Annotated in this window: 22 protein-coding genes; 11 read left to right on the forward strand and 11 right to left on the reverse strand. The window is 69.4% G+C overall.

What is annotated here, in order from left to right; all coding sequences use genetic code 11:
• Positions 1-31 precede the first annotated feature (31 nt).
• From IMZ11_RS30140 to IMZ11_RS30180, 9 genes are all read right to left on the reverse strand, one after another.
• Positions 32-2,926 (reverse strand): CDP-glycerol glycerophosphotransferase family protein, encoded by a 2,895-nt coding sequence (locus IMZ11_RS30140; RefSeq protein WP_228645810.1) that lies wholly within the window; start codon positions 2,924-2,926, stop codon positions 32-34.
• Positions 2,927-2,975: 49 nt separating this feature from the next.
• Positions 2,976-3,278 (reverse strand): MGMT family protein, encoded by a 303-nt coding sequence (locus IMZ11_RS30145; protein ID WP_228645811.1) that lies wholly within the window; start codon positions 3,276-3,278, stop codon positions 2,976-2,978.
• Positions 3,266-3,637 carry a hypothetical protein gene (locus IMZ11_RS30150; protein WP_228645812.1) on the reverse strand — a complete coding sequence of 124 codons (372 nt, stop codon included), beginning with the start codon at positions 3,635-3,637 and terminating at the stop codon, positions 3,266-3,268. Before IMZ11_RS30150 ends, IMZ11_RS30145 begins: the two co-directional genes overlap by 13 nt.
• A gap of 101 nt (positions 3,638-3,738) precedes the next feature.
• Entirely contained in the window at positions 3,739-4,860 is a 1,122-nt protein-coding gene (locus IMZ11_RS30155) for a S8 family serine peptidase (protein ID WP_228645813.1), read from the reverse strand.
• Positions 4,854-5,684: a hypothetical protein gene (locus tag IMZ11_RS30160; RefSeq protein WP_228645814.1), complete on the reverse strand. Its 831-nt coding sequence runs from the start codon at positions 5,682-5,684 to the stop codon at positions 4,854-4,856. Before IMZ11_RS30160 ends, IMZ11_RS30155 begins: the two co-directional genes overlap by 7 nt.
• Positions 5,685-5,693: 9 nt before the next feature.
• Entirely contained in the window at positions 5,694-6,929 is a 1,236-nt protein-coding gene (locus IMZ11_RS30165) for a S8 family serine peptidase (RefSeq protein WP_228645815.1), read from the reverse strand.
• Positions 6,923-7,642: a hypothetical protein gene (locus IMZ11_RS30170; RefSeq protein WP_228645816.1), complete on the reverse strand. Its 720-nt coding sequence runs from the start codon at positions 7,640-7,642 to the stop codon at positions 6,923-6,925. The genes IMZ11_RS30165 and IMZ11_RS30170 overlap by 7 nt, the downstream gene beginning before the upstream one ends.
• Before the next feature lie 105 nt (positions 7,643-7,747).
• A complete protein-coding gene (moeZ, locus tag IMZ11_RS30175; protein ID WP_061259285.1) occupies positions 7,748-8,926 on the reverse strand; it encodes an adenylyltransferase/sulfurtransferase MoeZ in 1,179 nt (392 codons plus the stop codon).
• Between the two features lie 83 nt (positions 8,927-9,009).
• Positions 9,010-9,912, reverse strand: a complete 903-nt coding sequence (locus tag IMZ11_RS30180; RefSeq protein WP_228645817.1) for an alpha/beta fold hydrolase — start codon at positions 9,910-9,912, stop codon at positions 9,010-9,012.
• Positions 9,913-10,211: 299 nt separating this feature from the next.
• Between IMZ11_RS30180 and IMZ11_RS30185 the strand changes: the two genes are divergently transcribed.
• The 7 genes from IMZ11_RS30185 to IMZ11_RS30215 all read left to right on the forward strand — a co-directional run bounded on the left by IMZ11_RS30185 (position 10,212) and on the right by IMZ11_RS30215 (position 16,442).
• A complete protein-coding gene (locus IMZ11_RS30185) occupies positions 10,212-10,532 on the forward strand; it encodes a hypothetical protein (RefSeq protein ID WP_228645818.1) in 321 nt (106 codons plus the stop codon).
• Between the two features lie 608 nt (positions 10,533-11,140).
• Positions 11,141-11,485 (forward strand): hypothetical protein, encoded by a 345-nt coding sequence (locus IMZ11_RS30190; RefSeq protein WP_228645819.1) that lies wholly within the window; start codon positions 11,141-11,143, stop codon positions 11,483-11,485.
• 491 nt (positions 11,486-11,976) lie between these two features.
• Positions 11,977-12,327, forward strand: coding sequence for a hypothetical protein (locus IMZ11_RS30195; protein ID WP_228645820.1), 351 nt, complete (start codon positions 11,977-11,979; stop codon positions 12,325-12,327).
• A 552-nt stretch (positions 12,328-12,879) separates the two neighbouring features.
• Positions 12,880-13,350: a hypothetical protein gene (locus IMZ11_RS30200; RefSeq protein ID WP_228645821.1), complete on the forward strand. Its 471-nt coding sequence runs from the start codon at positions 12,880-12,882 to the stop codon at positions 13,348-13,350.
• A gap of 625 nt (positions 13,351-13,975) precedes the next feature.
• On the forward strand, positions 13,976-14,443 hold the full coding sequence (locus IMZ11_RS30205; protein WP_228645822.1) for a hypothetical protein: 468 nt from the start codon (positions 13,976-13,978) through the stop codon (positions 14,441-14,443).
• 604 nt (positions 14,444-15,047) lie between these two features.
• Positions 15,048-15,524, forward strand: coding sequence for a hypothetical protein (locus IMZ11_RS30210; protein WP_228645823.1), 477 nt, complete (start codon positions 15,048-15,050; stop codon positions 15,522-15,524).
• 561 nt (positions 15,525-16,085) lie between these two features.
• Positions 16,086-16,442: a hypothetical protein gene (locus IMZ11_RS30215; RefSeq protein ID WP_228645824.1), complete on the forward strand. Its 357-nt coding sequence runs from the start codon at positions 16,086-16,088 to the stop codon at positions 16,440-16,442.
• A gap of 373 nt (positions 16,443-16,815) precedes the next feature.
• On the opposite strand, the gene IMZ11_RS30220 is transcribed toward IMZ11_RS30215, so the two are convergent.
• A complete protein-coding gene (locus tag IMZ11_RS30220; protein WP_228645825.1) occupies positions 16,816-17,742 on the reverse strand; it encodes a Ku protein in 927 nt (308 codons plus the stop codon).
• Between the two features lie 114 nt (positions 17,743-17,856).
• On the opposite strand from IMZ11_RS30220, the gene ligD reads away from it, so the two are divergent.
• The 4 genes from ligD to IMZ11_RS30240 all read left to right on the forward strand — a co-directional run bounded on the left by ligD (position 17,857) and on the right by IMZ11_RS30240 (position 20,062).
• Positions 17,857-18,738 carry a non-homologous end-joining DNA ligase gene (ligD, locus tag IMZ11_RS30225; protein WP_228645826.1) on the forward strand — a complete coding sequence of 294 codons (882 nt, stop codon included), beginning with the start codon at positions 17,857-17,859 and terminating at the stop codon, positions 18,736-18,738.
• 70 nt (positions 18,739-18,808) lie between these two features.
• Positions 18,809-19,042 carry a hypothetical protein gene (locus tag IMZ11_RS30230; RefSeq protein WP_228645827.1) on the forward strand — a complete coding sequence of 78 codons (234 nt, stop codon included), beginning with the start codon at positions 18,809-18,811 and terminating at the stop codon, positions 19,040-19,042.
• 56 nt (positions 19,043-19,098) lie between these two features.
• Positions 19,099-19,719, forward strand: a complete 621-nt coding sequence (locus tag IMZ11_RS30235) for a TetR/AcrR family transcriptional regulator (protein WP_082777370.1) — start codon at positions 19,099-19,101, stop codon at positions 19,717-19,719.
• 112 nt (positions 19,720-19,831) lie between these two features.
• Positions 19,832-20,062, forward strand: coding sequence for a DUF3107 domain-containing protein (locus IMZ11_RS30240; protein WP_061259310.1), 231 nt, complete (start codon positions 19,832-19,834; stop codon positions 20,060-20,062).
• Positions 20,063-20,533: 471 nt separating this feature from the next.
• Here the strand turns inward: IMZ11_RS30240 and IMZ11_RS30245 are convergent, their stop codons facing one another.
• Positions 20,534-21,193 (reverse strand): ferritin-like fold-containing protein, encoded by a 660-nt coding sequence (locus tag IMZ11_RS30245; RefSeq protein WP_228645828.1) that lies wholly within the window; start codon positions 21,191-21,193, stop codon positions 20,534-20,536.
• Between the last annotated feature and the right edge of the window lie 47 nt (positions 21,194-21,240).

Genomic DNA, 21,240 nt, shown 5'->3' on the forward strand with positions numbered 1-21,240 from the left:
GGGGACTGATCGTGCCCCGTTGGGCACAGGGTCAGGAGGAGAACACGTGATCGACGAGGCGGGCGGCGGCCTTGCCGTTGTCGTGCGGCGCGTAGGTGCGGACGAACGCGGCGTATCGGTCGGCGAGCTTCGCCGACACCGAGTCGATCGACCGCAGTGCCTCGACGACCTCCGGAGACGTCGCGAGCCGGAGCCCGGGCCGCTGCGACTCCAGGTCGAGGTAAAGATCGCGGGCCGAGCGGTAGCGGTCCAGGTCCGGCGTGAACAGCACGACCGGCCGCCCGCTCGCCACGAAGTCGAACATCGTCGAGGAATAGTCGGTGACCAGCACGTCCGCGATCAGGAGCAGGTCCGCGATGTCGGGATAGGTGGTCACGTCGATGGAGAACCCGTCGAGGGACGGCACGTGCGGGAACGCCTGCATCGCGTGGCCGCGCACGAGGACGACGAGGTCGGCGCCGAGGGCGCGTCGCGCGTCGACGAGGTCCAGCTTCACCGAGGCGTTCCTGCGGTCGTAGTCGCGGAAGGTCGGCGCGTAGAGGACCACACGCTTGCCCTCGGGGATGCCTATCCGGCGCCTGATAGCGGCGGCCGCGGGTTCGCGGTCCCCGGCCAGCACGTCGTTGCGCGGGTATCCGCTCTCGAGGATCTCTCCCTCGTAGCCGAACGCCTTGCGCATCACGGAGGAGGCCCAGGCACTCTGCGAGACCAGGACGTCCCATCCGCGCACCTCGACGGCCTGGCGGTGCCAGACCGGCGGCCTCGGCTCACGCCGCATGTGCGGCAGGTCGCGGCCGATGTGCTTGACGGGGGTGCCGTGCCAGGTCTGGACGCACACCTGGTCGTCACGGGTGCGGTACCACGGCGGCAGGAAGCCGTTGGACACGACGTATCTCGCGCGGGCCAGCGCCTCGTAGTGCTCCCGGCTGCCCTCCCTGACGATCTTGGGGACGATGTCCCCGTCGAGGCCGAGGTCGGCCGAGCCCGGCGGGACGAAGGCGCCGTCCCTGACGACCCAGATGTGCTCGCTGTCGTCGCCCCGGCGCAGCCGCTCCTCGTAGATCGCCCGCGGGCTGTCGGAGTAGGACCTGCCGTCGTAGGAGACGTAGACCGCGGCCTCGCGCAGGGGCCGCGCCCGCTCCGCGGGGTAGAAGTTGCGGCTCAGCGCCCAGACTCCGGCCGCGCTGCGCTCGTCGCCCGGCCGGTCCTCGGCCGCCACGAGCACGGGGACGTCGTAACGGGTCGCGACGAACCGGTAGACGCGGCCGTCGACGGTGCGCTGCTCCTCGTCCAGGGCGTCCAGCCCCGCGTGGTCGAAGCGGGTCGGGGCGATGGCGGGGCCGTGCTTGCCCGGCGGCGCGACCGACATGCTCCAGACGCCCTCGGCCAGCGGGACGGTGCTCCCGAACCTGGGCATCGCGCCGGGCGCGAGCCGTACGGAGAACTCCTCGCCGTCACGCCGCAGGGGAACGCGGATGATCAGGCCGCCGCGGTGCCGCAACAGCAGGTCTCGCGGCCCGGGATCGGGGTCGGGGTACGTGCCGGTGAGGGTGAGCGCGTCGTCCTGCCACTCGGCCGAGGTGATCACGGGCAGGATCTTGTGCCCGGAGATGACCACCCGGTCACGCCGGTCGCCCTGGACGGTGATCTCACGGTCGCCGACGATGAGCCGGGTCTCCTCGCCGCCCTCCAGCATCACGGCCGCGGCGGGCTCTCCCTTGGGCTCGACCCACAGCCGGCGCGCGTCGCGGTCCTTGAGCAGCGTCTGGACACCCAGCGCCAGCGTGAACTCGCTGCCGCCCTCGACCGGGGCGAACTCGGCGGCCATCCGGTGGCCGCCCACCCGGGCCTTGCCCCTGGTGACGGGATGCCCGGGGATGAAGCCGGTGAGCACGACGTTGTCGCCGTCCAGCCGGACGCGGGTCAGCTCGGCCCTCGTCGGCTGCAGGACCACCTGGAGCGACTTGTCGGACGTCCACACGGGGCGCACCCACCAGCGCGGCCTGACCTGCAGGCCGGCCGGGCGCTCGGTACGGCCGATGGCCGGGCCGCGGAGCGTGCCGGTCGCCCGGGCCATGCGGCTCCAGATCGCGACCTCGGCCCGCCAGGTGGTGGTGTCCTGGACCGTGTTGCGGCGGCGGAGCACCCGCTTGCCGCCGCGGACCACGGCCCGCAGGGCGGCCCGCCAGCGGAGCGAGAACGGATGCAGCTCGGCGGTGAACCCCGCCCAGTCGTAGTTGCAGCCCGGCTCCTTGGCCGCGTGGGTGGCCTCCGGCCGGTAGACGCGGCGGGTCTTCAACGTCACACGCGGCAGCCAGCGAGGGCCCTTGAGCACGACGGTCGCGTGGTTGAAGCGACGGCTGCGCACGGACAGGCCGGCGAGGTAGGCGTGACCGGTGATGCGCAGCCGGCCGCCGACCCAGGAGATGTCGTCGATCTGCGTCACCGGGACGAGGTCGGCCCTGCGCAGCCGGAGCAGCTTGTCGTCCACCTCGACGGGCAGGTCGGCGTACCACCGGAAGCCCTTGCGGACCCGCCGGGACGGCTCGGCCGCGGCGGCGGCCAACTTGGCCAGCGCGTCGCTCTCGGCCAGTTCCCCGGGGTCACGGGTCTCGACCAGGTGGTATCCGGCCCGGCGGCCGACCGGGAGGTCCCGCTTGACCCTGGGGTCCACCTCGGCGAGATAGGGCCGCAGCACCGAGATCGCCTCGCGGCGGCGCGCGGCTCCGCGCTTGGCCGCCGCGTCCAGTCGCAGTCCGAGCGGTCCGGCGAGCGCCTCGCGATCGACGCCGCGGCGCTCCGCCGGCCCGAGGCCCGCCTCCCGGACCAGGGCGACCAGCGCCCCTATGGACTCACCCCGGTCATAAAGCTCCTGAACAGCCCGCAATCGGTCGGCGACGGTGTCGCTCGTGGGCGCGGGTGTCATAGGGGAGGCACCACCCTTCGGAGACCGGTGTTCTAGAAATGGTAAGCGGTCAGCGAGCGCGTCCGTCCCATCGAGCGCGTCTCATGTCGGCTCGGTCTCCCCGGAGCGGCGTGCCCTCCTCGCGCCACCGGGCGAGGCACTCGCTCTCGTGCCCCACGGGCGGGGATCCGTCCGCCCTGGGCACACGCCACCACGGAACGCCGCCGCCCCAGTGGGACAGGACGCGTCCCACCTGCCGCGGCCCACCCTCCCCCAGGTATTCCGCGATGTCGCCGTACGGCATGACCTTGCCGGGTGGGATCCGCTCGACCACCTCGAGCACCCGCTCGGCGTAGCCGCTCAGGTGCTCCATTCGGCCGGCCCGGCGGCGATGATCTCTTCCAGCTTCCCGAACTCGTAGCTCGACGTGCCGTTGATCTGCTCGACGATGCCGTTCCTGATGCCGTACGCCTCGCCGTCCTCACCGATGAGGCCGGCGCCCACGAGATCGGAGAGCCGGGCCAGCTGGGCCACATGCCAGTCGGACCCCGGCTGGCCGGACAGCCGGCCCGACCAGGTCGCCACCGGATGCACGGCGTCGCCGTGCCACGCGAGAACCTCGCCGGCCTCCTGCGACCCGCGCAGCTCGTATCCGGCCTCCGCCGAGATCACGCTCGCGAGTTCGGCGTAGGCGAGCGGTGACTCCCGCTCGACGCGCAGCTCGTACCCCATGAGCCGCGACCTTAGCGAACCTTTGCCCCCGCCTGTGCCCGATAGTGCCGAGATCGGCCATACCGCAGCCGAAACGCAGCCGAACGGCCATCAACACGTGATCACCGGCGGGTGAGCGCCACGACCGCCGCGACGAAGGCGCCGACGCCGAGAAGGACGCCGATGCCGTAGATCCAGAGCCTAACGGGATCCGGTCCCGGGCGCGCGGGCCCCGGGGTGAGCTTGCCGTCACCGAAGTGCAGATCCTCCTCCACCGGCACCGTACGGGCGTACCCGCCCAGCTCCCCCGCCCTGGCGAGCGCGGCCGCCGCGTCGACCACGCCGAAGCCGGTCTTCTTGTCGTATCCGGGCGCCCCGCGGCGCGAGGTGGTGATGAGGGCGCGGGTCACCAGTTCGGGCTTGAGGTCCGGGTAGCGCGCCTTGATGAGGGCGGCGACGCCGGCGACGATCGCGCTGGCCGGGCCGCTGCCCGTCCTGTGGCCGTGCCGGCCGTCCGGGAGGGCCACGGGCAGGTCCACGCCGGGCGCGGCGACGACCACCGACAGGTTCGTGCTGGTGGGGGCGCCCTTCCCGGCCGCGGCCACGCCGACGACTCCCGGATATCCGGCGGGGAACCGCCAGTAGTCCCCGCCGTCGCCCACGCCCGAGACGATCACCACGCCCCGGGAGAGCGCGTACGAGATCGCGTCGCGGTCCATCCTGCCCACGGCATAGGAGCCCGTGGGGACGCTGATGACGCTCGCCCCGTTGTTCGCGGCGTGCCGGATCGCCCGGGCGAGCGGGCTGTCGATCGCGACTCCCGGCTCCGCCTGCGGATCGACGAAGTCGCCGGGCAGGGTCTCGGAGATCACGGGGATGGACAGGATGCGCGCGCGTGGCGCGACGCCCCAGGCGCCGCCGCCGCTCCCGTCGCCGGCGATCAGGGACGCCGCGGCCGTGGCCTCCCCCGGGGACGACTTCGCCCGGCCGAAGACGGTGCCGGTCATGTCGGGGCCCTGCTCGACCCGCCCTTTCAGCTCGGACGCGCCGCCGTCCACCCGGCCGTCGAGGACGGCGACGATCACGCCCTCGCCCTTGGTGACCTTCCACGCCTTCTCGGCGTTGACGGCGTCGAGCACCACGCGGTCGCCGCTTGGCGCCGCCAGGGCCGGGGCGGCGGACACGACCGACAGGACGGGCAGGACCGACAGGGCGGCGGCGCACCGCGCCGCGCGCCTCAGCACACGTTCCCCTGGGTGCAGCGTGGGACGTCCGGCGGCTCTGCCAGGGAACGCGCGATGCGCGCGGCGATCGACTGCGCGACCGGCCACATCTCGCTGTTCAACTGCTCCTCCGGGGACACGGAGTCACGGGTTCGACCGTCGGTGTACCCCACGGAGGAGAAGACGATGTACGGCCCGGCCCCCACCCAGCCCGTACGCTGCCGCTGCGCCGCGCCGAAGAGGTCGGTCACCGTGTTCGGGAAGGCGACCGGCCGCACGCCGACCCGGTCGTCCTGCGGCAGCTTGGCGGAGGCGTCCACCCTGGTCTGCTCGTCGCGGAGCACCGCCACGCCGACCGTGACGGCGAAGGTCGCCGTCTGGTCCACATACGTCGCCCGCAGCATGGTGACACAGCGGTATCTCCGCAGGACGGACGCCACGGGCGCGTCGACCGCGGCAGTGCAGGCGCTCTCGGGCGCGATCCCGACCCGGCGGGCGAACTGCTGCGCGCGGCCCAGCCCGGCGTATTCGAGCTCCTCGGGGAAGACCATCCCGACCGGCCAGGCCCGCCATCGGCGGGCGACGTCCTCCTGGGCGTATCTGGCCCGCTCGGCGCCGGTCAGCGGGCGTGAGCGCGTCTCCCGCAGCACGCCGACCGCCCCGAGCAGAACGTTCACGGCGGCGACGGCGAGGACGACGCCCATGATGGCGACGTACGTCGAGCGGAGCCTGACGCCGCGCGTCAGTTCGGCCCGCGCCGCGGCCGCCTGGGCCGCCTCCGCCCTCCGCGCGGACGCGGGCCAGCGGTGCGCGCGGGGACGTTTCCCCGGCTGGTCGGGCGACATACCTCGATGCTACGTCTGAGGCTCCGTACGCCAAGGAGCAGGCGGAACCAGGGTGTCGTCGTCCTCGCGCCTGGCCCGCCGTACGAGAAGGACCAGGACGACCAGGCCGGTGCCGGCACCGATGAGGCCGCCGATCGCGACGGCGGCGTAGACGACGATGGCCCGCTGGTCGCGCCGCACCACCGCCACCGGCTCGGGATCGCGCTCCTTCGCGCCGATCTTCCGGGAGGGGTCCTGCACGCCCGGACCCGACGCCGTGGCCCGGTGCCGGGCGAGCGCCGCCGCCGTCGTCAGGGCCCGGTTCGCGTTGACCACGCCGAATCCGGTGCCGGTGTTGTACCTGTTCCGGGTGGAAGCGGATGAGGTGAGCGCCTGCGCGACCAGGGCGGGTGACATCCGGGGATAGCGCGCCTTGATCAGCGCGGCGACGCCGGAGACCAGGGCGGTCGCCTGGGAGGTGCCGCGGCCCACCCAGTATTCGTCGCCCGGACCGGCGCCGAGGATGTCCACGCCGGGCGCGGCGACCATGACCGAGGAGTTCCGGTTGGAGAACGACGCCCGGCGCATGGCGGGCGTGACCGCGGCCACCGAGATGACGCCGGGGATGGCCGCCGGATAGGAGTAGGGGGCGTCGCGCTTCCCCGCCCCCTCGTTGCCCGCCGCCGCGACCAGGACCACGCCCTTGGAGATGGCGTAACGGATGGCGTCCCGCTCCTCCTCGGTCGGCAGGTCCTTCGAGATCGACATGTTGATCACGTCGGCGCCGCGGTCCACGGCGTACCTGATGCCCTTGGCGACCACGCCCTCGTAGCGCACATCGGAGTTGAACGTCCGGAAGCCGGGTTCCTCGTCTTCGAGGATCACCCGCACGGAGAGGATCCTCGCGTCCGGCGCGACACCGATCACGCCGTCCTCGCGCCCGGGGCCGTGCCCGTGTCCGGCGATCAGGGACGCCATGTACGTGCCGTGCAGGCGGGTGGGGGCGACACCTCTGGGGTTCGCGCCCACCGTGAAGTCCTTGCCGATGACCACCGATCCGGCGAGGTCCCGGTGCCGGGGGTCCACTCCGGAGTCGAGTACGGCCACGGTGACGCCCTCGCCCTTGGTGTGGCGCCACGCCTCGGCGAGGTCCAGGGTCCGCAACACGGGGTGCTGGCTCGCCCGCACGTCGTCGGCGCGCGCCGTACCGGGAAGCAGGGCGACCGTGAGCGCGGCGAGCACGGCCAGGACGCGCGGCCTCAGCATCGCCACTCCTTCGCCTCGCAGTCGGGGGCGGCGGGCGCGGTGAGCGCCGTCGCGATCTGGGCGGCCAGATCGCCGGTGAAGGTGAAGATGGTGGGTCGCTGCTTGCCCACCCAGCGCGCCGGCCGCCCGTCCACCTGCCCGACCGTGGTCAGGATGACGTACGGCCCGGCCTGCCTGGCCGTACCGGCCTGGCGGCTGGCGGCGCTGAACCGGTCGGTCACGGTTCCGGGGAAGGCGAGGGCGCGCAGCCCCGGCGAGGGTTTCCCGCCTTTGGGGAACGCCGCCTCGGCGGCGGAGGCGGAGACGGAGTCGGGGAACGCGGCGACGCCGACGGTGATGACGATTCCCTGGAGGGCGTCGAGGTAGGTGGCGCGCAGGACCGCCCGGCATCCGGCGGCGCGGATCGGAGCGCGGAGGGGGGCGTCGACGGAGGCGGCACAGTCGGTACGTGAGGAGACGCCGACTCTTCTGGCCTTCTCGCGGCCGCCCTGCTCGCCGGTGTAACCGAGGGTCGCGGGGAAGATCCGGCCCGCGGGCCAGAACTCCCAGCGGCGGGCCACCTCGGCGGCGGACGCCTGCCGCAGTTCTCCGGCGCTCGGGCCCCTGGTGAGCTCGCCGGCCGCCGCGCTCGCCGCGACTCCGGCGATGATCGCGCAGATCACGGTGAGTGCGGACGCCACCATCAGCGCCGGCCACGTCCGTGTCCCACTCACGTCAGCGACCTTAACCCCACCCAGGCACAAATCCTTCAAAAAGACGAAACGACCACACCGCGGCCGCCGTCCTGATCATGAGGACGGCGGCCGGGCGAGTGGCCGTCAGTAGGTGGGAAGCGAGGGGTCGACCGTCTTGATCCAGCTGAGCACGCCGCCGCCGACGTGGACGGCGTCGGCGAAGCCGGCGTTCTTGAGGATCGCGAGGACCTCGGCCGACCGGGCGCCGGACTTGCAGTGCAGGACGATCTTCTTGTCCTGCGGCAGACCCTCCAGAGCCGAGCCGTTGATGAACTCGCCCTTGGGGATCAGCACGGCGCCGGGGATGTTGACGATCTCGTACTCGTTCTGCTCGCGGACGTCGATCACGTAGATGTCGTCGCCGCGCTCCTTCATGTCCCTGAGCTCGGCCGCGGTGATCGTCGAGCCGAGAGCGGCCTCCTGGGCCTCGTCGGAGATGGTGCCACAGAACGCCTCGTAGTCGATCAGCTCGGTGATCGTGGGGTTCTTGCCGCAGAGCGGGCACTCGGGGTCCTTGCGGACCTTGACGTCGCGGTACTTCATCTCCAGCGCGTCATAGATCATCAGACGGCCGACGAGCGGCTCGCCGATGCCGGTGATGACCTTGATGGCCTCGTTGACCTGGATGGAGCCGATCGACGCGCACAGCACGCCGAGGACGCCGCCCTCGGCGCAGGAGGGAACCATGCCGGGAGGCGGGGGCTCCGGGTAGAGGCAGCGGTAGCAGGGGCCGTGCTCGGCCCAGAACACGCTGGCCTGCCCGTCGAAGCGGTAGATGGATCCCCAGACGTACGGCTTGCCGAGCAGCACCGCGGCGTCGTTGACCATGTAACGCGTGGCGAAGTTGTCGGTGCCGTCCACGATCAGGTCGTAGCCGGAGAAGATGTCCATCACGTTGTCGGTGGTGAGGGCCACGTTGTGGATCACCACGTTGACGAGCGGGTTGATCTCGCGCACGCTCGCCGCGGCGGAGTCGGCCTTCAGGCGGCCCACGTCGGACTGCCCGTGGATGACCTGCCGCTGCAGGTTCGACTCGTCCACGACGTCGAAGTCGATGATGCCCAGCGTGCCGACGCCCGCCGCGGCGAGGTACAGCAGCGCCGGGGAACCCAGGCCACCGGCGCCCACACAGAGCACCTTGGCGTTCTTGAGCCGCTTCTGCCCGGCCATCCCGACGTCGGGGATGATCAGGTGGCGCGAATAACGGCGCACCTCGTCGACGGTCAGCTCTGCTGCCGGCTCTACCAGTGGTGGCAACGACACAGTCCCACTCCCATTTCAGGGGGTCATCACAAGCATCTAGTGACAACCTAGCCGGGGGCCTCCGGCATTCCCCAATCGAGAGGTCAACCGGCGTGGACGCGTGCCTCGGCGAGCAGGCGCCTGGCCTCGCGCGCCACGATCTCGGGAAACTCCATCTGGGCGACGTGCCCGGCGTGCCGGATAGTGACGAGACGCACATCGGGGAACGTCCGCCCGGCACGCGTCGCCATCCGGGCGTCGACCAGCCGATCACGCCGGCCGTGGATGACCAGCGTGGGCGCCGTCACCCGCGCGGCCTGCCGCCACAGGTTCTCCGGGCCGGTACGGAAGTACTCGCCGACGATGCCCCTGGCGGAGCCGACCAGCGCCTGGCCGGCGTGGGTCAGCGCGTCCCGCCGCCGCACTTCTTCGACCGCGAGCCTCAGGCGTTCGGGATGGACCCTGCGCAGGTCCGCGTAACACATGCCGAGGGTCGCCTGCACCCTGCGCTCGGCGGGGACCGTGCTCAGCCGCCGGACCGCCCACTCCCCGAGGCGCGGCGCCGCGGAGACGGCCACGCGGGCCGGGCCGTACCGGGGAAGCAGGTCGGGCAGCGCCGGTGACACCAGCACGAGCGACCTGACCAGCTCTGGCCGGGTGGCCGCGACGCGTACGGACACGGCGCCGCCGAGCGAGTTGCCGAACAGGTGGACCGGGCCGCCCAGATGTTCGATGAGCGCGATGACCGCACGGGCGTGGCCGTCCACGGAGTAGTCCCCGTCCGCGGGCGCCGGCGAGTAACCCGCGCCGGGCAGGTCGAGCGCCCATCCGGTGACCTCGCCCGCCAACTCGCCCATCAGGTCGGTCCAGTTCGTCGCGGAGCCCGCCAGGCCGTGGACGAAGACCGCGGCCTCCGCCGGGCCGCGGGGAGTGGATCGCACGTGGATCCGCGTGTTCCCCAGCTCGATCAGCTCGCCCGGCCAGTCCGGAATCGGCTCGACACCCACGCGACCTCCCCTGTTCGCCCGCCGTTCCGACGATGTTCCGACGATATCGCCACCTCCGCCCAGCACAGCCACAAACCGGACATAGAAGGACATTTCGCATCATAACTAGCGATAAGAGTTCAACATCGTCAATAAAGCGACAAGCAAGGAGTAAAAGCGCACGAGAGCCGTTTGTCGGGCAGGCTACCCGGAAATCATGACAACCAGGATGGACCTTTCACGGACTATCCAAGCCGTTTTCCAAATTATTTGGGAAATGTCGAAAAACGGGGCAACCATCCTTTCAAGGGGGAAACACAATGCCCAAGCTCAAGAGTGTCATCGCGGGTCTCGCCATCAGCACGGCGATGACCGGTGGAGCCGTCGCGCTCGGTGCGGCGACCACCACCACCGCGGCGAACGCCGGCGTCATCCAGGTCGGCTGCGGCGGCGGCTGCGGCGGCGGCTGGGGCGGTTGCGGTGGCTGGGGCCGTGGCGGCCGTAACCACAACCGCAACTTCAACCGCAACCACAACCGTCAGCACCAGCGCAACCACCAGAACCAGCGTCAGCAGCAGCGCCAGAACGTGATCAACAACATCAGGATCGACCGCGGCCGGGGCTTCGACGACGAGTTCTAATCACGAAGGGCGAAGGCGAGGCGACGTGTACCGACGCTCTACCGGGATCTCGGTTCTCCGGAACGCGAGGTTCGGCGGGCGGCCGGCAGGCCAGAGCACGGTGGATCACGTGAGTTCCTCACCGTGAGGTGAGACGTGATCCTCTGCCCACAATGATGCGAGGGCTCCCGCGAGGGAAGATCGCGGGAGCCCTCACCACAGCGAAACGCGAAAAGGCCATCCGGTCGGCAGCGCTGCCGACCGGATGGCCTTTTCGCGTTTCGCGTGTATTCGTTTGACGCTCCGGACCCGCCGCACTTCAGGCGCGGTGGCCGCCGCCTACCACCTGAGGCTACGAGGCCCTCGCCACCCCCAAGGGAGCAATACCCATCAACCTTGACAATTGCGACATCGGCGACATCTCGCTACATAAGAGGCACTAATCACTCAACGTCTCCAATAAAGTGACAAGCAGAGGGTAAAGGCCGCCGATCGCCGTTTATCTGTCGACCTGGCAGGAAATCAAAACGGCGCGAAGATGATCCGCATAAGGGTCATCCGCATATTCTCCGAATTCGGAGAGTTGCAGAGTGTCGGGGCAAATCCATTCCTTCCAAGGGAGAACAACAATGCCCAAGTTCAAGAACCTCGTCGGGTTTCTCGCCCTCAGCACCGCGCTGACCGGCGGAGCGGTCGCCCTGGGCGCCGCTGCCACCACCACCACGGCGAGCGCCGCGGTCGTCCAGGCCGGCGGCTGCGGCGGCGGCGGCTGCGGCAGCTGGGGCGGGAACGGCCGGAACCGCAACCGCAACTGGAACCGCAACCACAACCGCAACCACCAGAACCAGCGCGAGCACCAGCGCGAGCACCAGACGCAGCGCCAGCACGTGATCAACAACATCCGGGTGGACCGGAACGATGACGAGGGCGACGACCTGCCCGAGATCCTGGCCAACGCGAACGACACGCTCTAAAGAGCCGGGCGCCGTCAGCGCCGAGAAGTGATCCCGCGTACCCGCGTTCAACCGGACCCCGTACGCCTCAGAGCAGGAGGCGAGGGCGGTCACGGGGAGCGCGGGCACGCTCGATGAGGGACATCCCGCTCCCGGAGGAGAGGCGGAGCCCTGCCTGTGGCAGGGCTCCGCCGGGGGCGGCGACGTCCGCGGCCCTCACCGAGAACGCGGCCCATCCGGCCGGCATCCCGCCGGCCGGATTTTTGTTATCACACCAACTCGGACATATCGCGCAAATGCCCGCGAATCTGAATTTATCAACTCAACATTAGTAATAGAGCGACAAGCCGCAACTAAGAGCAGTCAATTACTGTTTGCCGTTCGACACGGGAGGAAATCACAGACCCGCGGGAGTGATCACCGAGGCCACCCCGCCGTCCGCCGCGACTCTGGAAATACCCCAGAAAGTCGAAACGCGGGGGCGAACGGATTCCTTTCGAAGGAGAAACGCAATGCCCAAGTTCAAGAGGCTCGCCGGGCTTCTCGCCGTCGGCGCCACTATGGCCGCCGGTGCGGTCGCGCTCGGCGCGGCGACCACCACCACGGCGAGTGCGTCCGTCATCCAGACCGGTGGCTGCGGCGGCGGCTGCGGCAGCTGGGGCGGCAACGGCAGAGGCTGGAACCGCAACACGAACAACAAGCACCAGAGCCAGCACAACCAGCAGAACCAGCATCAGGAGCAGACGCAGTTCCTGATCAACGACGTCGTGATCCCGGAGGACGAGAACCTGGCGCCGACCAGCACCACGACGTCCAGCTCCAATGGCAGGGACATCATCCGCGAATTCAGGGTCCTCGACTGAGCCCGGCCTCGACACGCGGGCCGAGCCGGCCCGTCTTCAGCCAGAGGCGCGATCCCACACCCGGGAGGCGTGGCGTCACATGGGCGGGGATATCCGTTTCCTCTCCCAGAGGCGGACGCCGGTTTCTGGCGGCGGACGGCCGCTCTCGCGGTCGCGAGCCGTCACGACACCCAACTGAAAACGCACCGATCCGGCCGGCATCCCGCCGGCCGGATTTCTCTTTCACCCCGCCCATACGGATTTCAGCGACGGGGAACGTCTGCGGACGACGCGGCCTCACGTGCATCTCCGGACCTTCCGGCGGAAATCCACACCGGTCAAATCCGACATAGGGCACATTGGTCGCATATCACTTTCTAGTGCCTAACTTCATTAATAGAGCGACAAGCAGAGACTAAGAGCAGTCAACCACCGTTTGCCGCCCGACATGGGCGGAAATCTATGACAACGCAGAGGTGATCCGCCACGGGTCATCCAGACATTCTCCTGAGAAGCATCTCGAGGATGTCGGAGTGTCGGCGCATATCAATTCCTTTCAAGGGAGAAAACGCAATGCCCAAGTTCAAGAACCTCATCGGGTTCCTCGCGCTCAGCACCGCGCTGACCGGCGGAGCCGTCGCGCTGGGCGCCGCGACCACCACCACCGCGGCGAGCGCCGGCGTCGTCCAGGCCGGCGGCGGCTGGGGCGGCGGCGGGGGCTGGGGTCGCGGCAACCGGAACCGCAACTGGAACCGCAACCACAACCGCCTCCGCCAGCACCAGCGCGAGCACCAGCGGCAGCAGCAGCGCCAGCGCCAGCACGTGATCAACAACATCCGTATCCGCCAGCCGGAGCAGCAGCGTGAGCGCGAGCAGGGCCGCGACCTCCGCGACGTGCTGGCCGAGGACATCCTCGCCCAGCTCGTCCTGGCCCGCGGCGGCAACGGCGGCAACGGCGGCGCCATCGCCGGTAGCAACAACTCCAACGCCAACGGCGGCAACGGCGGCAACGGCAACGCCGCCGGCACGGCCAACCAGCAGTAAGTAAGCGCATTCTCCGGCCGTGAGATCACCGAGCGACAAGCGCGAGGCGGATCTCACCTGATGGAAACACCGGCGGCATGTACCGCCGTCGCGTCGGACGACCGTCTCAACGGTTTCCACGTCCATGGGAACGCGGTTCTTCTTGTTCGACGTTCACAGAGAGCGTGGACGGGATGGAAGAGACCGTGCCGGTCCCGGTCATGGGAAAAGAGCCGGCGCGAGAAGCGAGGGCGTCTGTGAGCGAACCGCCTCACGTTCCTCGGCGCAGAAGAATGTCCTGCCCGGCCCGTACCATGCGGGCCGGACAGGACTTTCGATTTCCCGGTCTTTCCCACCGCGAATCACGACGTCCACGATCCGTTGATGGCATACACGACGGCCGTGCGTGACGGAGTTCCTCCGGGAATCACACCATCGCCCGAGGTGTAATCGGCTCACGCGGCGCGCTCAATTAGGACGACAAGAACGATCCAAGAAGCGTACGGCCTTGTTTGTCACGCCGCCCACCCGGAAATCAAGACTGTACCGAAATGCCACATCAAGGGCATCCGGGGCATTCTTCGGGGACTTCGCGAAGATGTCAGAGCGTCAAGAGGAACCGATTCATTTTCGGGGGAGAAACGCAATGCCCAAGTTCAAGAACCTCGTCGGACTTCTCGCCATCGGCACCGCGCTGACCGGCGGAGCCGTCGCGCTCGGTGCGGCGACCACCACCACTGCGGCCAGCGCCGGCATCGTCCAGGCCGGCGGCGGCTGCGGCAACGGGGGCGGGAACGGCCGCAACCGGAACCGCAACTGGAACCGCAACCACAACCGCAACCACCAGAACCAGCGCGAGCACCAGCGCGAGCACCAGACGCAGCGCCAGCACGTGATCAACAACATCCGCATCCGCCAGCCGGAGCAGCGGCGAGAGCGTGAGGTCAGGGAGAACCGGGGCCTCGAGATCCCGGCTGACGTCCTCGCCCAGCTCGTCGCGGCCCGCGGCGGCAACGGCGGCAACGGCGGCACCGTCACCAACAGCAACAACTCCAACGCCAACGGCGGCAACGGCGGCACCGGCAACGCCGCGGGCGCTGCCAACCAGCAGTAAGTAAGCGCACTATCCGGCCGTGAAATCACCGAGCGACAAGCGCGGGGTCGGCCTCGCTCATGGAACACCGGCGGCAGCGTGCCACCGCGGCATCCAAACCCTTTTCCACGATATCCGCATCCACCCGGGACGCGGTTCTTCCTGACCGGCGTTCACGACGAACGCGACCAGGCGGCGGAAAGGTCTCGGCCGTCGGACCGGCTACGCCGCCGACAGCGAAGACGCTGTCGGGTGACTCGCCCCTCGCCGAAAACACACCACCCTGTCCGGCCGCTTCATGCGGGCGGACAGGGTTTTTCGCGTTCACCCTTTCTGCTATCCCAAGAAGGGGACAAAAGCCGCACAGATCCCCGCACTGCCGTACGCGACGGAATCCCCTCGTGGACGGCCCGGTGCCATCGAGGGAAACATGCCGCGATCGACGCACCCAATGAAGGCAAAAGAGCTGACTAAGAACGGAACGGCAGTGTTTGTCACCCCATACATCCGGAAATCAAGACAATACGGAAATGCCACATCAGGGGCATCCGGGGCATTCTTCGGGGATTTCGCGAAGATGTCAGAGTGCCAAGAGGAACCGATTCATTTTCGGGGGAGAAACGCAATGCCCAAGTTCAAGAACCTCGTCGGACTTCTCGCCATCGGCACCGCGCTGACCGGCGGAGCCGTCGCGCTGGGCGCGGCGACCACCACCACCGCGGCCAGCGCCGGCGTCGTCCAGGTCGGCTGCGGCGGCGGCTGGGGCGGCGGCGGGGGCTGGGGTCGCGGCAACCGCAACCGCAACCACAACCGCAACCACAACCGCAACCACCAGAACCAGCGCGAGCACCAGCGCGAGGAGCAGCGCCAGCGCCAGCACGTGATCAACAACATCCGCATCCGCCAGCCGGAGCAGCGGCGGCGCGAGCCGGTCAGGGAGGTCCGGAACGTCGAGATCCCGGCTGACGTCCTCGCCCAGCTCGTCATCGCCCGGGGCGGCAACGGCGGCAACGGCGGCGCCATCGCCGGTAGCAACAACTCCAACGCCAACGGCGGCAACGGCGGCAACGGCAACGCCGCCGGCACGGCCAACCAGCAGTAAGTAAGCGCATCCACCAAACCGTGAGACCGCGAGCGATCGACGGATGATCGTCCCGCCCTGTTCACCTGTCGTCCGCATCGGCGGATGAATACACGACACCGGCGCGAACGAGCGGGCCGGGTAAGGGACGACAACCACCGGGACGCCCGAGGGCTCACCATTCAGGAAAAACACCGAGGCCCGTCCGGCCGGCGCCACGCCGATCGGACGGGCCTTTCCTCATGTACGGCGGCGCCGCGCCGCGCCGGATTTCACTCGGTGCCGCGTTCATCGCGAAATTCCACCGGGCCGGAGAGATATCCCGCATGTGCCCCGATCGACCGCACGACTCGCCGGTGACCTTCCCCTCGCCGCGCAACAAATCCCTCATTGCGCGACGTCGTCAACGAAACGGCAAGCGCACCACAAAAGACCAATTCCATCGTTTACTACCTGGCCGGTCAGGCAATCAAGATATCACAGAGATGATCCACAAAGGACGATCTCTCGGGCATTGTCTGCAGCAATCCAGAGAATGCCCAAATGTGGAGGAAAATCAATTCCTTTCAAAGGAGAAGCGCAATGTCCATGCTGAAGAGCGCCATCGCGGGGCTGGCGATCAGCACCGCGATGACCGGCGGAGCCGTGGCCCTCGGCGCCACGACCACCGCGACCACGGCGAGCGCCGCCGTCGTCCAGGCCGGCGGCTGCGGCTGCGGTAACTGGGGCGGCCAGGGTCGCAACCGCAACCGCAACTGGAACCGCAACCACAACCGCCTCCGCCAGCACCAGCGCGGGCACCAGCGGCAGCACCAGCGGCAGCGCCAGCACGTGATCAACAACATCACGATCCGTCTGCCCAGGGATGTTCGCGAAGAGCGCCCTGAGCCGGCCGAGGCACCCGCCGTCGTGCAGGTCGCGCCCGCCGCCGTCGGCTGACCCGATCTCCGTCGGCCATCTCACCGTGAACCCCGCTCATCCTGGACGGGAGGCACGCGGAGAGGCGCCACCACACGGACGAGGAACACGTCTGCTTCCTCGCCCACACGATGAGATTCATCGTTCAGCGCAGAAAGGCGGACGCCACGGGTGAGATCCCGCGGGTCAGCGCCTTCCAACCCACTACGGCCATCCGGCCCGGTTGATCCGGCCGGATGGCCATCTCTTTTCCCGTCCGGACATCACGCGGTTCGATTTCCGTCCGGACGTCCACGCAGTTCGTTTCCTGTCCGGACGTCCACGCAGCCCAAAGTCACAAGGAGCGGGATCACCCGGCCCAGGGTCACCCGGCCCAGGGTCACGCGGAGCGGGATCACGCGGAGCGGCGTGCCGCGCGCTTGCGAGGCGCCTTCTCCTCTTCCTCGGCACTGGTGTCCGCCTTCTTCGCAGCCTTCCCAGCGCCCTTACCTGCGGCCTTCTCTGCGGCCTTCCCGCCGGCCGCCTTCCTGGCCGGCGCGCGTCCCTCGCGTTCCTTCTTGGCGGCCTCGACACTGGCGCGGAGCGCGGCCATCAGGTCGACGGCGGGCGCCTCCTCGGCGGGAGCCTCGGGGGCCACCACCTCCCTGCCGGCGATCTTCGCCTCGATGGTCGCCTGGAGCGCCTCGCGGTAGGTGTCCTTGTACTCCCCGGGATCGAAGTCCGCGACCATCGTCTCGATCAGGGACTCGGCCATCTTGAGTTCCTGCGGGCGGACGTCGATGTCCTCGTCGAGGAACGGGAACTCCGCCGTGCGCACCTCGTCCGGCCACAACATCGTCTCCAGCACGAACACGCCGTCACGGACGCGGAGCGTCGCCAGGGACTCGCGCTGACGCAACGCCACCTTCACGACCGCCACCTGGCCCGAGCGCTCCAGCGCGTCCCTCAGCAGCACGTACGGCTTCGCCCCCTGCGCCTCCGGCTCCAGGTAGTACGACTTGGCGAAGTAGATGGGGTCGATCTGCTCGGCGGGGCTGAACTGCAGTACGTCGATCCGGCGGGACGTGGTCAGCGGCAGGTCGGCGAAGTCCTCGTCGGTCAGCACCACCATGTCGCCGCTCGGCAGTTCGAACCCCTTGGCGATGTCGGAGTAGGACACCTCTTGGCCGTCGGCCGTGCACACCCGCTTGTACTTGATGCGCCCGCCGTCCTCCCGGTGCACCTGGTGGAAGGCGACGTCCTTCTGCTCCGTCGCGGAGTAGAGCTTCACGGGAATGGTGACCAGCCCGAACGATATGGCGCCCTTCCAGATGCTGCGCATAGCCACATTCTCGTCTCTTTGTTCGAACTACACCATCTCGGGATTCAAAGGACTTACCTGTTGGGCAGGTACCCACTATGGCGGTGCCCTATCGGCCGCCTCGGAGGTGTGCTTGTGACCAGGAAGGTACGGGTCCAGGTCGAGGGCAGGGAACTGGTGCTGACCAACCTCGGCAAGATGCTCTACCCCGACGCCGGGTTCACCAAGGCCGAGGTCATCGACTACTACACCCGGATCGCCCCGGCCCTGCTCCCCCACCTGCGCGGCCGCCCGCTGACCGTCAAGCGCTACCCCGACGGCGTCGACGGCCAGTTCTTCTTCGAGAAGAACGTGCCCGGCCACACCCCCGACTGGGTCCGTACGGCCACCCTGCCCGCCCCCGGCAGCTCGAAGGGGCGAGAGAAGATCGAATTCGCGATCGTGGACGACCTGGCGACGCTCGTCTACTACGCCAACCTCGCCGCCTTGGAACTCCACGTCCCCATGTGGCGCGTCTCCGAGGAGGGAGACCCGCTGCCACCGGACACCCTGGTCTTCGACCTCGATCCCGGCGCCCCCGCGACGATCGTGGAGTGCTGCGAGGTGGCCCTCCTGCTCCGCGAGGTGCTCAAGGAGGACGGCCACGAGGGATCACCCAAGACCAGCGGCGGCAAGGGCATGCAGCTCTACGTGCCGTGGAACGGCGACGAGGACACGAACGCGTACGCCCGCGAACTCGCTCGGCGGCTGGAGCGCGAGCACACGTTCGTCACCAGCGTGATGGCCAGGCGGGAACGGCCGGGGAAGGTGTTCATCGACTGGAGCCAGAACAACCCGGCGAAGACCACGGTCGCCCCCTACTCCCTGCGGGCCGGCAGCGTCCCGACCGTGTCGACCCCACTTTCGTGGGCAGAAGTGGATGCCTGTACGGACCCGGGGCAGCTCGTTTACACGGCACGAGACGTGCTGGACCGGGTCGAGCGGCATGGAGACCTGTTCCGGGGCTCCACCGCTTAGCCGGTACGGCCCGTGGCCGTAGTGTTGGACCTGTCGCGGCGTCGACGGGGCCGGGAACGGAGGACGGCAGATGTCCGAGATGGACTCCCTCGGAGAGACACCTGAGGAGACCTTGTCCGAGGAGATCCCGCCCGAGGAGATCTCGAGCGAGACGCCGGACGAGGACGCGGTCGAGGATCTCCAGCGGCTGAAGTCCGCGGAAGAACCCCGCTGGCCCGAGCAGGTGCCGATCGAGGCCGATGCCGCCGACGCCACCGATCAGGAACGCGTGGTCGAGCAGTACGGCGAAGAGGACTACCGCTGACCTGGTTACCCACACGTAGGATGGGCGAGTTCCCGCAACAAGGAGACGAGAGTGCCGTGACCGCTACCCCGGACGCCAAGCCCCGGGGCACCCGCCTGCCCCGTATGGCCCGCCGCCGTCAGCTTCTGAGCGCGGCGCAGGAAGTGTTCGTGGAGAACGGCTACCACGCGGCGGCCATGGACGAGATCGCCGAGCGGGCCGGTGTCAGCAAGCCGGTGCTCTACCAGCACTTCCCCGGCAAGCTCGAGCTCTACCTCGCCCTGCTCGATCTTCACGTCGACGACATGGTGACGAGGTGCCACGAGGCCCTCGCCTCCACCAGCGACAACAAGCAGCGGGTCCAGGCGGCGATCGGGGCGTTCTTCGACTTCGTGTCCAGCCAGGGTGAGGCGTTCCGGCTGGTCTTCGAGTCCGATCTACGCAACGTCGCCCCGGTACGCCAGCGGATGGAGCGGTCCCTGCGGGAGAGCGCCGACGCGATCAGCCAGGTCATCCAGGAGGACACCGGCTGCTCCAGCGACGAGGCGCACCTGCTCGGGGTCGGCCTGGTCGGCATGGCCGAGGTCAGCGCGCGCTACTGGCTCAGCAGCCACGGTTCCATCCCCAAGGAGGCCGCCACCCAGCTGATGGCCCGCCTCGCCTGGCGCGGCATCAGCGGCTTCCCCCGGACCGGCTGAACGCGCGGGATTTCCTGTTCGCTTGACGCGATCAGAGGGCTCACCGCGCCGGAGGACGGCGACGATGGGGGTGAGGCGCTGCGTGACGCAGCCCTCTGGAAAGGGGAGCCCGATGGAAGTCAAGATCGCTGTTCGGTCGGTGCACCGCGAGCTCGTCGTGGAGACCGACATGTCGGCCGAGCAGATCGAGGAGGAGCTCCGCCAGGCTCTCGCCGCGGACAAGGGCGTCTTCTCGCTCACCGATACGAACGGGCGCCGAGTGGTCGTGCCCGTGTCCGCCCTCGGTTTCGTCGAGGTCGGCGAGGACGAGCAGCGCACGATCGGCTTCGGCGGGACACTCTAGGCCGGCCCTCCGAGTCGCGTCCCCCGTCGCGGCGCGGCGGGGGACGGTGGCCTCCTGCGCCGCTCCGGATCAGCGTGGCCCGTACGCGCACCCGGGAGGACGGCGGACCACGGCCATGCGGTGCGCCTCGTCACGCCTGCGGCTGATGGTGGGACAGCCCGCGCTGCCCCTGCGCAACACAGCGCGTGTCGTCCAGCGGTTCGGCCCACATCTCGTCAAGGAACTGCCGTAGCGGCGCGAGGCGCTCATGCCTCGCACGCTACAACCGTTGGCGTCCTCCCGCCGCTCGATCAGCGGACCGGCTGCCCTATCGGTACCGGCCCCGGCGGCTCCGGGATAGATGGCCAGAGGTCCGGTCCCACACGCTCGACGCGCCCAGTGATCACGGCCCCGGCACTCATGGACTGACGCTCACAGGCCCGCGCTCACGGGGCTCCCTGCGCTCACGGGCCGGCACTCACGGGCTGGCACTCACGGGCCCGGCGTGAGCCCCAGGGCGGACATCCGCTTCCCGTGCGCCTCCGTCAGGCGGGCGAAGAGCCGCCCGATCTCGGCCAGGTCCTCGCTTCCCGGCTCCACCAGCAGGACCGCCAGGTCGGGGCGGGCCGCCGCGAGCCGCTGCCCCTGGCTGAGCGCCTCGCCGACCATCCGGCGGGCCCACAACGCCAAGCGGCCGCTCAACCGCGGATCCTTCTCGATGGCCGCACGCACCCGGTCCACGGTGAACGCCGACCGCACCTCGTCGGCCAGCACCTCCTCCACCAGCTCGGTGACGGAGGGGTCGGCGTGCCGGGCGGCCTCGCGGTAGAAGTCACCGGCGATCCCCGTGCCGACGTACGCCTTGACCAGGGCCTCGTACCAGTCGCTCGGCTTCGTCTGCTCGTGCCAGGCGTCGATGGCGTCGACGAACGGCGCCATGGCCTCCTCCGAGTCGACGCCGAGCGAGGCGAGCCGGTCGCGCAGCAGCCGGAAGTGCCCGTACTCGGCCGCGGCCACGTCACCGAGTGCGGCACGGTCGGTCAACGTGGGCGCGAGCAGCGCCGCGTCCTCGGCCAGCCGGAGGAACGCGGTGAGCTCTGCGTACGCGAGCACGCCGAGCAGGTCCACGACACCAGGAGGGGTTTCGTTCATGGGTGCAGCGTACGCGGGTCGTACGCGGGCCGGTTTCGCCCCACCCG

Origin of the sequence: Microtetraspora sp. AC03309 (assembly GCF_020826795.1) — a bacterium.
In the GTDB taxonomy this organism is placed as follows: Bacteria; Actinomycetota; Actinomycetes; order Streptosporangiales; family Streptosporangiaceae; genus Microtetraspora; species Microtetraspora glauca.

Coding starts and splice junctions, on each gene's coding strand:
- IMZ11_RS30140 (WP_228645810.1), bottom strand. CDS start 2,926: ATGACACCCGCGCCCACGAGCGACACCGTCGCCGACCGATTGCGGGCT.
- IMZ11_RS30145 (WP_228645811.1), bottom strand. CDS start 3,278: ATGGAGCACCTGAGCGGCTACGCCGAGCGGGTGCTCGAGGTGGTCGAG.
- IMZ11_RS30150 (WP_228645812.1), bottom strand. CDS start 3,637: ATGGGGTACGAGCTGCGCGTCGAGCGGGAGTCACCGCTCGCCTACGCC.
- IMZ11_RS30160 (WP_228645814.1), bottom strand. CDS start 5,684: ATGTCGCCCGACCAGCCGGGGAAACGTCCCCGCGCGCACCGCTGGCCC.
- IMZ11_RS30165 (WP_228645815.1), bottom strand. CDS start 6,929: ATGCTGAGGCCGCGCGTCCTGGCCGTGCTCGCCGCGCTCACGGTCGCC.
- IMZ11_RS30185 (WP_228645818.1), top strand. CDS start 10,212: ATGCCCAAGCTCAAGAGTGTCATCGCGGGTCTCGCCATCAGCACGGCG.
- IMZ11_RS30190 (WP_228645819.1), top strand. CDS start 11,141: ATGCCCAAGTTCAAGAACCTCGTCGGGTTTCTCGCCCTCAGCACCGCG.
- IMZ11_RS30195 (WP_228645820.1), top strand. CDS start 11,977: ATGCCCAAGTTCAAGAGGCTCGCCGGGCTTCTCGCCGTCGGCGCCACT.
- IMZ11_RS30200 (WP_228645821.1), top strand. CDS start 12,880: ATGCCCAAGTTCAAGAACCTCATCGGGTTCCTCGCGCTCAGCACCGCG.
- IMZ11_RS30205 (WP_228645822.1), top strand. CDS start 13,976: ATGCCCAAGTTCAAGAACCTCGTCGGACTTCTCGCCATCGGCACCGCG.
- IMZ11_RS30210 (WP_228645823.1), top strand. CDS start 15,048: ATGCCCAAGTTCAAGAACCTCGTCGGACTTCTCGCCATCGGCACCGCG.
- IMZ11_RS30215 (WP_228645824.1), top strand. CDS start 16,086: ATGTCCATGCTGAAGAGCGCCATCGCGGGGCTGGCGATCAGCACCGCG.
- IMZ11_RS30220 (WP_228645825.1), bottom strand. CDS start 17,742: ATGCGCAGCATCTGGAAGGGCGCCATATCGTTCGGGCTGGTCACCATT.
- IMZ11_RS30230 (WP_228645827.1), top strand. CDS start 18,809: ATGTCCGAGATGGACTCCCTCGGAGAGACACCTGAGGAGACCTTGTCC.
- IMZ11_RS30240 (WP_061259310.1), top strand. CDS start 19,832: ATGGAAGTCAAGATCGCTGTTCGGTCGGTGCACCGCGAGCTCGTCGTG.
- IMZ11_RS30245 (WP_228645828.1), bottom strand. CDS start 21,193: ATGAACGAAACCCCTCCTGGTGTCGTGGACCTGCTCGGCGTGCTCGCG.